The sequence below is a fragment of the Rhodococcus sp. WY5 genome (assembly GCF_018588185.1).
GTDB classification, from domain to species: Bacteria; Actinomycetota; Actinomycetes; order Mycobacteriales; family Mycobacteriaceae; genus Rhodococcus_F; species Rhodococcus_F qingshengii.
Genome location: NZ_JAAMPR010000001.1, coordinates 878,614 through 892,054, shown reverse-complemented (window position 1 = coordinate 892,054; position 13,441 = coordinate 878,614). Strand labels below are relative to the sequence as shown.

The window sequence follows — 13,441 nt, the reverse complement described above, 5'->3', positions numbered from 1 at the left end:
CCGTGCCTGGGTGGTTGGTAGGTCCACGCGTAACAGTTACGACTGGTAACGAATCGGGCCCGGTGTCCAGGTGCCCGATCGGGTCTCGGTGGTGACGTTCATTTGCGCGGGAACCGCGTCCGAATCGAGCGGTGTGTACTGCTCGAGCGATCCCCAGTCACGATCCCAGTCGTTGTCCAGATAGGTCGGCAATGCCCTGGCCGAGAGCAGTTCGGTAGTCCAGCCGAGCGGTCCGCCGCCGTAGTGGTCCTGCCAGGCGTTGGTGGACTCCGCGCCGATGCGGTCGGGCAGGATGCGCCAGTCGGGGATCTCGGCGACGCCGTACAGGTGATCCACCGGACGTTGGCACGGGAAGGCCAGACCGACAGCCCAGTCCATCAGCACGGGATCGGTGGATCCGACGACGTCCTGCAGCGTGCGCATGATCGGCACTCGTGGCGGTGTGACCGCCAGCCACTGGTCGGCGCTGATGTCGGTGTCACTGGCCACCAGACGCACGGTGTCGGCGTCGGCGGGCAGCTGATCCATCGGAACGCGCAGGTTGCGCCACGACGGCGACGGGCCGATGTCGATCGGATCGACTCGTCCCAGCGCGTCGACGCTTCCGTCGGCCTGCTTCTTGCCGTACTCGACCTGCAGCACTGCGCCGGGGGTGACGATGCCGTCGGAGTTGACGTAGCGGATTCGTCCGGCGGCCGCGACGGTGAGGAGCGGCGCGGCGTCGTTGCGCTCGGGCAGTGAGTACCAACCGGTGGTCAGTGACGCGTTCTGAGGTGCTCCGTAACTACCGAGCACCGGGGTTTTTGCGGGGTCGAGCCCGAACGGGAGCGCGACGTTGCTGCCGTTGACGCCGGCCGTCGACTGCGAGCCACCGGCGGTGCCGGATCCGGTTCCCGGCGTGGTGGTGCCGGACTGCGAGGTCGAGGTGTCGAGGCTGTTTGCACTGCCTGCCGTCGAGTCTTCTGCGTCGGCCGTGAGGTCGCCTGCAACCCCGTCCGGCGAGAACCCGGTTGATTCGCTCGCACCGAATGCACCCGCGCCGGCGAGATCGGTGGGCCGATCCGTCAATTGCAGAACGCCGGCGTTCGGATCGGACTCGACGAGTACCTCACCCGCGAGACCGCAGCTTCCGCCGAAGACGGATTCGATGTTGGACTTGCCGATCGAATACGCGGGGTACTGCGCGACCGCGCCCTTGAGCAGGGACAGCACCTCGAACAGCACGACCGCTCCGGCCGCGATGGTCAACGGTGACGGGGCGAGAAGGCGAAGTCGCCTGGTCTTCTTGACGCTGTCCTCTGTGCCGTTTCGCCGGCGCGGCTCCATGACGTGGTACCATGCGGCCAGCAGCAGCGCGAGAATCGTGAGGCCGAGGAAGGCCGTCGAGAATCCCTTGCCGGCGATTGACGGCGGCTTGTCCCACCACGGGACGCCGTAACTCGAGACGTACCACCAGCCGTTGGAGCTCGTGAACGCCACAGCGAGGATGAACAGGATGCCCGCGGCGAACAGCGCGCGGTTTCGTTTGGAACGCATGCTCGACGCACTCACACCGACGGCGGCGAGGACGGCCACCGTGGCGGCCAGACCGGCGTACACACCGAAGTGGTGAGTCCACTTGGTGGGGGTGAACTGCATCAGGAGCAGCGACGCGAACACGATGCCGAGGATTCGGCGGGAGGGCCCGATAGCGGTGCCCGGGATCCGGCCCTTGCGCAGGATCATCATGACGCAGAAGACGAGTCCGACGATCATGACGAACATGCCGAAGCGGCGGGCCAGTGAGCCGTCGGGGGAGATGGTCATCAGTGCGTCCCAACGCAACCGTTCCTCGAACCACGGAACGTTCGGCCCGACGGCCGTTCGCACTCTGGTCGATTCGAGAACTGTCGCGAGGGTTTGATCTGCGAAGACCGCGACGAGCACCACGGTTCCGGCGGCGAGAATCGGCATGATCTGGGACAGGAAGCCGACGCGTTTGCCGCGGGCGATCAGGATCTGCAGGATCGGCCGGGCGCCGGCGATCAACGCGCCGATGGCGATCAGCCCGGAAGGTCCGGCGGCCAGCGAGAATGCGGCGATCAGCACGGCCATCGCGGCGGGCAACAGACGTCCGGTAGCGATGGCGCGTTCGATGGAGCACCACGTGAGCAGAGCGCCGAGGGCGATGATGGGCTCGGGGCGCAGGCCGTTGTTGTACGGCAACCAGAAGGCCAGGAACACGAGCCCGCCCGTCCAGATGGCAACCTTGTTGCGGCGCACCGCGACACCGAGTCGCGGTATCACCTCGCGGCTGATCACCATCCAACACAGAATGCCGGCGATCAACGCGGGCAGGCGCATCCACATGCTCGCGGTGCTGACCTTAGCGAACAGTGCCAGCACGTCGTAGTACCAACCGAACGGCGCTTCGGGGACTCCGAACCAGCGGAAGTAATTGGCCATGTACCCGGAGTGCTCCGAGACTCGGGCCATGCCGAGCAGGTAACCGTCGTCGGAAGTGTTGGCGCCGAACACATGCCACAGCGCCAGCGTGCCGATAACCAGGGCGTCGATGCCGGTGAACTTCCACCATCGCGCCGGCAGGAACCGCCGCGCACGACGGCCGTCGACGCCGTCGATCCGGTGCAGTGCGTACAGCGAGACGATGGTCGAGAGTGCCGCGACGATCATCGCGAACAGTTTGAGAAGTGTGGGGCTGGACGAGAACCGGGAGTCGACGTCCATGTGGGCGGACAGTCCGGCGGGCGCTGCGCCCTGCAGGTCGGTGAAGATGCCGACCACCTGTGGGCGGTAGTCACCGGTCAGGGTGGTGCCGACGCCGTCGATTCCGGTGACCGCCGCGACGGTCTGCTCGGAGTTGGTCGTGATGGTGATCGCCGTGCACCCGTTCAGTTGATCGAGCGGGGTCGAGATCAGCACCGAATCACGGGTGAGTGCTTCGAGGCGGTCGGCAGTGGTGCGGACGGTGAGGCCGCGGGCGTTTCGGTCCGGCGCCCCGTTCGGCATGGTCGAGAGCAGTGTGCCGCCGCTGCCGCCCAACTGGCCGAGGGTGGAACAGGGAATGCTGATGTCGAGCGATGTGGGCGAGTAGGAGATCAGCGGCGACGAAACGCTGTTGACGGTCCCACCCTGCGGCCAGTCGATGCTCGCGGCTTCCTGCTTGACGGGCAGGAAGGGCGTCGCGAGTGCAAGAAGCAGGCCAAGAAGGCCGGTGACTATCGCGATGAGTCGTGCCGTCCGGACTCTCTGGGAATCCGATTCTCGGGGAGCTTCGGGGCCAGTGGGCACGGGTTTCGGGGGCACTACTACTTCAGACGGCACAAGGAACGATGTTAGGCGAGTGCGGGCCCGCACATCCTGAGAGAACTACTCAGGATGCAACTTCCTGTTCGGATTGTGGTGTTTCAAGTGTTCGGGCGATGGTGTCGAGTGAAATACCCAACACTTCCGCGACCGCGCTGATGGTGAAGAAGGCGGGTGTCGCGATGCGGCCGGTTTCGATCTTGCGCAGAGTTTCGACCGAGATGCCGGCGTCGAGCGCTACCTGAACCATGCTTCGGTCCCCCCGCGCCGATCGCAGGAGTTCACCCAGTCGTAGTCCTCGTTCGAGTTCTTCCGCCGTCAGCGGCACGCGCACCATGTGCTTATAGTAATACCGGTATAGTTATTCGACAAGGAAGGTGTTCGAAATGGTCGAAATCAAGACCGCAGGGGAAATCGACGCGATGGCGGCGGCTGGGAGAATCACGGCGCAGGCTCTGGCTGCAGCGCGTGAGGCGGCAAGCGTCGGGGTGACGTTGCTCGAATTGGACGCCGTTGCCGCGGAGGTTATTTCGGCGGCCGGCGCCTCGGCGCTGTTCTTGAACTACCGGCCGGCAACGGCATCGACGCCGTTCCCAGGCGCCATCTGTGCGAGTGTGAACGATGCTGTGGTGCACGGTATCCCGAATGAGTACCGGCTTCGCGACGGTGACCTGGTCAGCATCGACTGCGGCGCGAGACTCGACGGCTGGTGCGGCGACTCCGCCATCAGCTTCACTGTCGGGCGGGGGAGTAGTGAGGATCAGGCACTGATCGACGCGACCGATGAGGCACTTGCCCGTGGCATTGCCGCTGCCCAGCCCGGAAACCGATTGGGCGACATCGGTGCCGCGATCGGACAGTACGCGCGTGGCCGCGGGTACGGCATGCTGGCCGATCACGGTGGGCACGGCATCGGCCGCGAGATGCACGAAGGCCCGGACGTGCCCAACGAAGGTCGAGCAGGCAAAGGCTTCCGGCTGCGTCCCGGCCTGGTCATCGCCATCGAACCGATGCTCATCGCCGACGGAACCGACGACTACCGGCACGACGCCGACGGGTGGACCCTTCGCACCGTTTCGGGCGCCCGGGCTGCGCACAGTGAGCACACGGTCGCGATCACCGAAGACGGTCCGGTGATCATGACCCGCTGATCAACCCGCTCAGCTCTGGTTGGAGGTCTTGCCGCTCACGAGGTCTCGTACGTCCCACACCCACACGTCGTCGACGCGCTTGGCGTCGAAGCCGACCAGCTCGTCGACCGTGTGGCGCAGGGCGTCGTCGCCGGAGAATCGGGGAAGCACCAGTACGTCGGCGTGCCAGTACCGCAGGTCGGTCAGTGCGTTCGCTCTGGTGCCCACGTCGATCAACGGGACCTTGCCGGTTTGTTTGGCATTGACCAGCAGGGTCGAGGTGGGCCGGGACTCGGCGCCGTAGATTCCGGCGCGGGTCTTCGAATCCGGGCCGACGAAGTACCCGCCGGCGATGGGGAAGCCGAAGTCGGCGTCGACCTGCCAGCTCAGTGCGCGGGCGTCTTCGGCGCTCGCGACGGGAACCGTCACCAGGGTGCCGTCGCTGACGTAGTTCTCCCACGAGCCGCTGGTGATGAATTCGGGCGTCGCAGATCGCTGATCGGCGTCGATGGGGGTCGGGATCAGGGGAATCATCGCGACGGCGAGAGCCACCAGCCAGACACCGGCTGCCGTGCGGCGCGGTCCACGAAGTTCGACAAAAGCGCGGTAGGTGCCGAGGGTGAGCAGCAGCCCGATCGCCGGAATCGCGCCCATCGCGAATCGGGATTCGAGCACCGATTCGAACAACGGCAGGTCGGCGAGGAGTTTCCACGGCAGAGTGATGCCGGTCTTGTCACCGTCGATGGTCAGTTCGGAACCGAGTGAGAGCACACCCATGACCACGATCACGGCGGCAGCCGCGCGGGTCAGGCGGATGCGCCACAGCCACACCGTTGCACCGAGAAGCAGGAGCACCAGCGGCCATCCGAAGTACGCGTTCTCCTCGGTCGGGTTCATTCGGAACTCCGCGCCCTCGGGGTCGCCCGCAACCGATTCGGTCGGGAACGTGGTGAGTGCAGCGGTGTCGTTGCCTGCCTGACCGTGTGAGACGCCGTCGTAGCTCGCTGGGCCGAAGAACTGCGACCACAGCGGCACCGCAGTGATCAGGAGTGTGACCGCGCCGCCGATCACGAGGCCGGGCATCGCGCGCTTGATCGCCTGGCGCGACTTGGCCAGGCCGGGCAGTGCATAGGCGGCGCCGAACACCATGGCTGACATCGTGAAGATGAGGAGCGGTTCTTCACCGAGGAAGATCTGCCAGGCGACGAGTAGGCCGAGGACGACACCGTCGCGAACCGGACGCTTGCCGTTCGAAATGCGCACGACCTGCAAGAATATGAACGGAAGTACGAAGAACGCGACGAAGTTCGGGTGGCCGTTGGCATGCGAGATCATGGCGGGCGCGAATCCGCAGAACCCCGCTCCGACGGCGGCGGCGACCTTGGAGCGGACGGAGACTCCGGTCAGTACGTGCCGCGAGAATGCCCAGTACCAAGCGATGGCGGTGCCGCCGAGGCCGGCGGTCAGCCCGATCGCATACGTGGCGGTCGGTCCGAAGATCAGCGTGATCGGGGCCAACGGGATACTGATGCCGAACATCGCGGTATTGGCCATCAGGTTCACGCCGAGTGGATAATTCTGCAGGTCACTGAACAGTGGGCTGCGGAACTGGGCGAGGGCGTGAGCGGTATCGGCGAAGAACCATTCCCACATGGCCTGGTCGCGGCCCGCGTTGAACAGATAGCCGGACTGCAGATCGCTCCACAGGTTGGACATCACGTAGATCGCCGCGACGGTGAACGTCGCCATGATCGCGAGGTCGACCAGACGACCGCGCTGGACGACCGAGCGCCGCACTGCTGAACGGACTCGCCCTGGACGTGCTTCTTCGAGCAGTTGGACGTCGGGCAAGGTCTCGGTCATGCAGTCGGTGCCTTTCGGTTCTGGCGCCCATCCCTGAAGTGGCGATCTCAGAAGTTCGGGGTGGCCTACTTAGGTCTCGATTCGATAACTTCCACAGTCAGAGTAACGAACAAAACGGTTCGCGTCCGCGAGCGGGCGCAGTCAGCGGGACAAACCGGTCCGCCCGACTTGTCCGGAAAGTAATGTTTTCGTGCACCGTTTGACGGGTTCGTGACCGGGGTATCGCAACAAGGATCTTGCTCGCGTTTGTTCAGGCAGCCCCGACGAATCCCATCCTCGACGAAGAGTTGGAACCTACGTCCGGGGCCTATACCGGATGGGATGGTGCTTGTGCATGTCGAAGACAGCAGTTCGTAGTAGCGCAGTAGGAGCAGTGGCCTTGTTGGCCGTTGTCCTGGGGGGTGGGACGGCGTCGGCAGGCGTTGACAACACCAGTTCGATCACCGACGTCAAAGGGAATCGGATAGAAGTCTTCCAGGCTGATACCGCTATCCACGTCTTTCCGCCTCTCGACAGCTCACCGCTGAGTGTCGAGTTCTTCCACGACGGGGTTGCCGGCGTGAAGATCGACGGGCCGGACGCGGCAAGCTTCACCGGAACGAAGCTGACGATCGGTTATCAGATCGGTTACCCGATCGCGCTGACCGGCGCGACGGTCGTTCTCAACAGTCCTGGTCTCGACTGGGCAGTCGAGAGTGGAACGAACCTCGGGATCGGTCTGGTTCCGGATTTCGAACTGGGCCTGGATATTTCCAATGGGTTCGTCATCGGTGGTGACATCATTCCGTCGCAGGAACTGGACGTCGACCTGGCGCCGGGCGGTATCACCGACGTCGCGCTGCTCGAAGATCAGGAGTTCGACGGTCCCGAAGCCGCTGTCCGTCTGTCCGGAGTTCACGGTTACGTACAGGGAGCAATCGGTCCGGTGACCATCAGGCCGTACGCGAAGGCTGTCACGTCGAATGGCGATACCGTCGTCACTTACGGTGTACCGCAGAGGCTTTAGCGAAAGCGGATGCTCCCGCCGTCACGCTGCAACAGCGTGATGGTGGGAGTTTTCCGCGTTCCGTGTGGTCGAATCGGCGCCACGAATCGGCGAAGCGTCCGCCCAGTGGGCACTACGGGAAACACTGACGAGTTTCGCGACCAACCGTGCCGCGATCCACACGAGGTACACGGCGGTGATCAGAAGCAGAAGTGCCCAGTCGTGCGCGAAGAATCCGACTATCCCGCCGATCGTGAACGCGAGGGCGACGAAGACGACCCGTCCGCCCACGTCGGTCTCGACCAGATATTCGGGTTCGATCGGATCGTCGGGTTCACTCGATTCATCGACGTCCTCGGATGACTCGGCCCTGGACTTCTGGTGGTGTTCGGTGGGGATCTCGAGTAGCTCGCCCCATTCGAGCACCGCAACGGTGTGCGCGGTGTCGGTCGGGATCGCGCGGTAGTCGCGGGACTCGGACACGTCGATGAGAGCCCTTGCCAGAGTGAGTACTTCGATGCGATTGCGAATCGCGACGCTCAACACTTCATGGAAAGCCTGTTCGCGCCCGAACGGTTTGCCGCGCGCAATGACCAGAACATGCTCTGCGGAATCGAGAACTGCACGATGCGGTACAAGCTCGCGGCTTTGCGCAACGAGTTCGCTCACTGTCATCACCTACCCCGCCGGTGGTTGATGCGGCCGTTTGCTCGACTGCGCTTGGAGGGGCTGAGTACCCCGGCAGTTTCGGAAACAAACTCGCCGGACCGCGTGTCAGATTTGCGCAGCCGGGGCCGAGAGTGCTCCGAGGCAACTTTCGATCAGGTCGGCAACGATCACGTGAGCACGTTCGCGGCTGTCGACGCGGCCTTCCCACGTGGCAAAAGTGACGACGGTGAGCACGGTCAGAGTTCCCGCCCGAAGTTCGGCGATCTCTGCCGGTAACGAGGACGCAGCGACTATCCGCCGCTGAACTTCGCGGAAACTCTCGGCCTGCATGTGGTCACGGATAGTCGACGACATCGCCGGGTCGAAGATCGACTGCACCAGGAACCGTGCGTACAACGTGCCCTCGCGGTAGATGGTCTGTTCCGCCAACGGCAGGACGAGAGCCTCGATGAGGGCACGCATCATCGGTGGATTCGCGTCGAGATCGATCGCGTCGAGCAACTCACGACGACGCTCACCGGCAGGTCGCATTCTGGACTCGACGACGGCCGCCAGCAAACCTTCACGTGACCCGAAGTGATACTGCGCAGCCGATTTGTTGGCCTGCCCGGCTTCGGTCTGAACATCACGAAGAGTCAGAGCGGCCAGACCTCGCTCGGCAACCAGACGCTCGGCTGCATCGATCATCGCCGCTCGGGCATCGGTTCGGGGCACGGTATGAAGTTAGGGGTGCGTCGGGGTCGCGTCAACGACCCCGACGGTAAGCCTTTTGTGACGTATCTCCTGGTTAGATTGCGTCAGAGCGGGTAACGACCACAAACGGCCCCTGCTCGGTCACGGTGAAACGAGGATCGTCGAACAGTTCCTTGGGGAACGTGACCGTGTAGCGGCGGACGTTCGGGTCGTTGGGGTAGACGTCCTCTGCCAACCGCAGCGTGTACCCGTCGGCGCCCTGGCGGAAGACGAAGGCGTCGGGGCTGCGCCACGGCGCCGAGTCCAGCGCAGCTACCAGTTCGTCAGGCGTCTTCAGCTCCGACCACTGCTCGATCAGCGCAGCGCGCGCACGGAAATCGGCGAGCGGGTTCGCGTAGTGCGACGTCAGTCCTTGAAAGCCGAAGTACGGGTAGAAGCTCAGGAAGCCGATGTCGGCAGTGAGGACCACCGTGTCATGGGGTTCGCGTCCCAACTGCTCGCGAATGATCCGGTCGATGTCGGCGTAATTGGCTTCGGCACCCGGGGGCCGCTTGTCGCCGCGCTCGCCGTTACCGTCGGTATCGCTGTATGCCACAGCGATATCCGGCGCCAGCACCTGCGGGATGTTCTGCGCGAAAGCGATGGCTCCGATGACACCGAGTGCAACCAGTACCGCTTTGACGCGAGGATTTTCGCTGGTGCCCAGCACGATCCAACCGGCGAACTCGAAGAAACCGAACACACCGGCGGCGGCAAGGAGTCCGATCAGTACCGGCTCCAGTCGGAAACCGAGGAGCGTACTGCCGGCAACGGTGAACGTCATGGACAACAGTGCCCACAGGTACACGGCGATGACGCCGATACCGAGTGCTCGGGCGCGGCGGGAGAACAGGAACCGCGAAATCAGCCAGATCGTGCCGAGTAGGCACAGTCCACCGACAAGGGTGAAGCTCAGCATCGGGAAGGGCAGCACCGCACCGGAATCGGGGAGGTAGTGCATTGCGGTGCCGGACTCTGCGGTGGCACCGGAGAGTGCCTTCAGCAGGTACGGCGTCCAGACGGTCAGAGCCACCAGGCCGGAGATCACCGCGATCACGGCGAGCCTGACGAGGGGTCCCAGTGCGGCTTTCCACGTGTTCTGGGCGCGTGCGGCAAGTACTGCGGCAACCAAGGCCATCAGAGTCACTGCGAACGCGGCGAATCCGAGATAGAGCGTGTAGACCGTTGCGGCGAGACCGAGGAACAGGCCCGTCCCGAGTATTGCGCCGGCTCCGGCAAATCGAGATGCCCCCGGCCGGTCCAATGCGCCCCACGCGAGGATCAGCACCGGCGGGATCAGGAGGTTGATGACGGCGCCGTACGCCTCGGGGGAGTTGTACGCCAACACGACGGCAGTGACGGCCAATGCCGCGACGACGGCCCAATCGCGTCGAATCAGCTTGGTCCACAACACGAGTGCAACGACGGCGACGACAGCCAACGAGCCGATCGCATAAGGCTTGAAGGCTTCCCAGCCGTCCATTCCCAGCAGGTTCGCGACGCGTCCACCGATCCAGAACCAGCCGGCCGGGTAGAACGGCGGCAGATCCACGTACGTCATGTCCTGCAGCGCAGCAGAATCCGTCAGCCGGGTCAGGTACTCGGTCCGGAACTGCTGATCGACCGAGACGCCGTGCAGATACAGACTCGTCGCGGCCAGGGGAAGTCCGAGCGTCGTGGTGACGAAGCCGGAGAGCCCGGCCCACGAGAGGAGTTTTGCGACCCGCTCGGCCTTGCGGGCGCGGAACATCAGAACCGCAACACCGACCACTGCGATGCAGAGCACCTGCAGCACCGTCGTGACTGCCTGCGTGACATTGGAAGAGGTGAACGCCGGCCACTGCACTCGGCCGAAAGCAAAGAGCCCGACAGCGGCTACAACAGCGGCGACCAGCGCTCCGAGGGCCATTTCCACCACCGTCGCCGCGGCATTACGCCACGGCGACGGGGTCGAAAGGTCTGTACTCGGAGCAGTTGTTGTTTCTGGCACGGGAGGAGCTTAAACCGGCAACTTCCGGAAGATCGGGCGCGGCACGTGGCGAAGACCCATCATGACGAAGCGCCACGGGCCGGGAGTCCAGACGATTTCCTTGCCCTTGTCCGAGGCGGCAACAGCGAGCTTCGCGACGATGTCCTTGTTGACCGTCAGCGGAGCTTCCTTGACGTGGGCACTGAACTGCGTGCGCACCATGCCGGGGCGAACGACGGTGACCTGCGGTCCGAATTCCGCGAGAGCCTCGCCGAGTCCGAGGTAGAAACCGTCGAGGCCCGCCTTGGTGGATCCGTAGACGAAGTTGGCACGCTTGACGCGCTCGCCGGCAACCGACGACATCGCGATGATCTTGCCGAAGCCCTGAGCCTTCATCTTCTCGCCGAGAAGAACACCGACCGAGACGGAAGCGGTGTAGTTGACGTTTGCCACCAGAACGGCCTTGCGCTGGTTCTGCCACAGCTCTTCGGAGTCACCGTCCAGTGCGAAGGCGACGATGGCGACGTCGACGTCACCGTTCGAGAACGCCTGGTCGATCACCTTCGGGTGCGATTCGAAATCAACGGCGTCGAAATCGATGAGCTCCACCGAGGTGGCACCCTTCGCTTCGAGCTGCTTGACCGCAGCTTCGCGTCCCGGATCGCCAGGGAGTGCCGCCAGAACGACGCGGAGCGGCGCCTTCTTCAGGTATTCCTCACAGATGGCGAGGCCGATCTCGGAGGTTCCACCGAGAAGCAAAACGGTTTGCGGGTTACCTACAGCGTTGATCACAGTTCCAGCCTTCTGGACATATCGGAGGCGAAAACGCCTGTGGGGTCGTACTTGCGGCGCGTCGCGATCCACTCGTCGATGCGCGGGTACATGGCGTGGAAGGTTTCCGCGGACGTCCGCGAGTCCTTGGCCGTGTACAGGCGTCCGCCGAATTCGAGGACACGCTTGTCGAGTTCGGTGACGAACTCGTTCAGGCCCGGCTTGATGCGGAAGTCGACGCAGATGTTCCAGCCCGGGATCGGGAAGCTCAGCGGCGCCTGATTGCCTTCGCCGAAGAGCTTGAACACGTTGAGGAACGAGTAGTGCCCGCTGCGCTGGATGTCGACGATGATCTTCTTGAACTCGTCGACGGCCTCCGGCGGAACCACGAACTGGTACTGCAGGAATCCGTTGGATCCGTACGCGCGGTTCCACTCACCGAACATGTCGAGCGGGTGGTAGAACTGCGTCAGATTCTGGACCTTGCCGCGATACTTGCCGGACTTGCGGAACCAGACCTCACCGATCGCGGTGAAGTTGAACTTGTTGGCCAGCCCGTTCGGGAAGACGTCGGGGAACGTCAGCAACTGCGGTGCGTCGAAGGCGAGCGGGTTCTTCTGCAGCTTGGCCGGAAGCTGGTCGAGCTTCGCCAGAGATCCGCGCGAGACTGCCGCACGACCGAGCTTCGGGGGCGCGGAAATCGCGTCGAACCAGGCGCTCGAATACTCGTAGTTGGCCTCGCTGCCGTCGCTGTGCAGCGCGATGGTCTCGTCGAGGCTGTTGGTGACGTCGCCGTCGGCGATGAAGTACGCCGTCTCGGTCGGTGTCATCTTGATGGTTGCCCGCAAGATGATGCCCGTCAGGCCCATGCCGCCGATCGTGGCCCAGAACAGTGCGGCCTTCGGGTCGTTGCGCCCGCCCTTGGGGGTGAGCGTGCGAACCTTGCCGTCGGCCGTCAGCAGATCCAACGACACGACGTGGTTGCCGAAGCTGCCCGCGCTGTGGTGGTTCTTGCCGTGGATATCCGAGCCGATGGCGCCGCCGATCGTGACCTGACGAGTACCCGGCAGGACCGGAACCCACAGGCCGAACGGCAGAGCAGCCTTCATCAGCTGATCCAGATTCACGCCGGCGTCGACGTCCACCAGAGCGGTGTCGCGATCGATGCGGTGAATGCGGCTGAGTGCATTCATGTCGATGACCAGGCCGCCGGCGTTCTGCGCTGGGTCACCGTACGAGCGGCCGAGGCCGCGCGCGATGACGCCGCGTCGCAGATGCGAGGGCTTGGAATCGTTCTGTTCCGCAACCTGGGCGACCGCGTTGGCGATCACTTCCACGTCGGGGGTGGACAGCACCTGTGCAGTGGTGGCGGCGGTGCGTCCCCAACCGGTGAGGGTGCGGGCTTGGGTGTGGAGAGCCGGCTGCGGCGTCTCTTCTGCTGTCGTGGACATCAAGGTAGAGGTTACCTGGGAGTAGTGCCGACGGCTCCGACTCGAGTGGTTACTCTCGTCGTCGTGCCCGAAACACCTGCAAGTCACCAGCACGAACCCCACGTCCCGCTGCCCGTCGAGATTCCTGTCACGACGGACATCGCCGACGACGCGTTGGACCTGAAAACGCAGATCGTCCGGTTCGTCGCGACGGGTGGGCTGTCGGCGGTCGTGGACTACGGGCTGTATGTGCTGCTCCTCGCGTTGGGGTTGCCGCGCGTCGCCGCAAAATCGCTGAGCTTCGTTGCGGGCACCACGACGGCGTACCTCATCAATCGTCGGTGGACGTTCAAGGCCGAGCCTTCTCGCGCCCGCTTCATCGCTGTAGTCGCGCTGTACGCGGTCACTTTTGCGGTTCAGGTCGGACTCAACGAACTGATGGTCCATGTCTTCGACGAGCATTGGTGGCGGACACCGCTGGCCTTCGTCATCGCGCAGGGCACCGCGACGGTCATCAACTTCATCGTTCAGCGGGCAGTGATCTTCAAGATCAAGTAACGGTTCGGGGTGGATTAGCGCATTCGTC

11 protein-coding genes are annotated in these 13,441 nt (G+C 64.1%); 3 read left to right on the top strand and 8 right to left on the bottom strand.

Features of this window, described 5'->3' with window-relative positions; translation table 11 throughout:
- Window positions 1–36: 36 nt before the first annotated feature.
- Window positions 37–3,291, bottom strand: a complete 3,255-nt coding sequence (locus tag G4D79_RS04100; RefSeq protein ID WP_099696940.1) for an arabinosyltransferase domain-containing protein — start codon at window positions 3,289–3,291, stop codon at window positions 37–39.
- An 82-nt stretch (window positions 3,292–3,373) separates the two neighbouring features.
- A complete protein-coding gene (locus G4D79_RS04095; protein WP_003943854.1) occupies window positions 3,374–3,643 on the bottom strand; it encodes a helix-turn-helix domain-containing protein in 270 nt (89 codons plus the stop codon).
- 49 nt (window positions 3,644–3,692) lie between these two features.
- On the opposite strand from G4D79_RS04095, the gene map reads away from it, so the two are divergent.
- A complete protein-coding gene (gene map / locus G4D79_RS04090) occupies window positions 3,693–4,457 on the top strand; it encodes a type I methionyl aminopeptidase (protein ID WP_030535815.1) in 765 nt (254 codons plus the stop codon).
- A 9-nt stretch (window positions 4,458–4,466) separates the two neighbouring features.
- Here the strand turns inward: map and G4D79_RS04085 are convergent, their stop codons facing one another.
- Window positions 4,467–6,299 carry a hypothetical protein gene (locus G4D79_RS04085; RefSeq protein ID WP_042921226.1) on the bottom strand — a complete coding sequence of 611 codons (1,833 nt, stop codon included), beginning with the start codon at window positions 6,297–6,299 and terminating at the stop codon, window positions 4,467–4,469.
- A gap of 316 nt (window positions 6,300–6,615) precedes the next feature.
- On the opposite strand from G4D79_RS04085, the gene G4D79_RS04080 reads away from it, so the two are divergent.
- Window positions 6,616–7,305 carry an MspA family porin gene (locus G4D79_RS04080; RefSeq protein ID WP_037126068.1) on the top strand — a complete coding sequence of 230 codons (690 nt, stop codon included), beginning with the start codon at window positions 6,616–6,618 and terminating at the stop codon, window positions 7,303–7,305.
- Between the two features lie 21 nt (window positions 7,306–7,326).
- Here the strand turns inward: G4D79_RS04080 and G4D79_RS04075 are convergent, their stop codons facing one another.
- The 5 genes from G4D79_RS04075 to G4D79_RS04055 all read right to left on the bottom strand — a co-directional run bounded on the left by G4D79_RS04075 (window position 7,327) and on the right by G4D79_RS04055 (window position 12,876).
- Window positions 7,327–7,959: a hypothetical protein gene (locus G4D79_RS04075; protein ID WP_231915915.1), complete on the bottom strand. Its 633-nt coding sequence runs from the start codon at window positions 7,957–7,959 to the stop codon at window positions 7,327–7,329.
- A 99-nt stretch (window positions 7,960–8,058) separates the two neighbouring features.
- Entirely contained in the window at window positions 8,059–8,667 is a 609-nt protein-coding gene (locus G4D79_RS04070) for a TetR/AcrR family transcriptional regulator (protein ID WP_099696815.1), read from the bottom strand.
- 73 nt (window positions 8,668–8,740) lie between these two features.
- Window positions 8,741–10,594, bottom strand: coding sequence for a galactan 5-O-arabinofuranosyltransferase (locus G4D79_RS04065; RefSeq protein WP_099696939.1), 1,854 nt, complete (start codon window positions 10,592–10,594; stop codon window positions 8,741–8,743).
- Window positions 10,595–10,684: 90 nt separating this feature from the next.
- A complete protein-coding gene (locus G4D79_RS04060) occupies window positions 10,685–11,446 on the bottom strand; it encodes a decaprenylphospho-beta-D-erythro-pentofuranosid-2-ulose 2-reductase (RefSeq protein WP_007731800.1) in 762 nt (253 codons plus the stop codon).
- A complete protein-coding gene (locus G4D79_RS04055) occupies window positions 11,443–12,876 on the bottom strand; it encodes an FAD-binding oxidoreductase (protein ID WP_003943934.1) in 1,434 nt (477 codons plus the stop codon). Before G4D79_RS04055 ends, G4D79_RS04060 begins: the two co-directional genes overlap by 4 nt.
- 63 nt (window positions 12,877–12,939) lie before the next feature.
- Between G4D79_RS04055 and G4D79_RS04050 the strand changes: the two genes are divergently transcribed.
- Entirely contained in the window at window positions 12,940–13,413 is a 474-nt protein-coding gene (locus G4D79_RS04050; protein ID WP_074447111.1) for a GtrA family protein, read from the top strand.
- Window positions 13,414–13,441 lie beyond the last annotated feature (28 nt).

Excerpts from the sequence above, each read along its gene's own strand:
- G4D79_RS04095 (WP_003943854.1), bottom strand. The coding sequence starts at position 3,643 with ATGGTGCGCGTGCCGCTGACGGCGGAAGAACTCGAACGAGGACTACGA.
- map (WP_030535815.1), top strand. The coding sequence starts at position 3,693 with ATGGTCGAAATCAAGACCGCAGGGGAAATCGACGCGATGGCGGCGGCT.
- G4D79_RS04085 (WP_042921226.1), bottom strand. The coding sequence starts at position 6,299 with ATGACCGAGACCTTGCCCGACGTCCAACTGCTCGAAGAAGCACGTCCA.
- G4D79_RS04080 (WP_037126068.1), top strand. The coding sequence starts at position 6,616 with ATGGGATGGTGCTTGTGCATGTCGAAGACAGCAGTTCGTAGTAGCGCA.
- G4D79_RS04075 (WP_231915915.1), bottom strand. The coding sequence starts at position 7,959 with ATGACAGTGAGCGAACTCGTTGCGCAAAGCCGCGAGCTTGTACCGCAT.
- G4D79_RS04065 (WP_099696939.1), bottom strand. The coding sequence starts at position 10,594 with ATGGCCCTCGGAGCGCTGGTCGCCGCTGTTGTAGCCGCTGTCGGGCTC.
- G4D79_RS04055 (WP_003943934.1), bottom strand. The coding sequence starts at position 12,876 with ATGTCCACGACAGCAGAAGAGACGCCGCAGCCGGCTCTCCACACCCAA.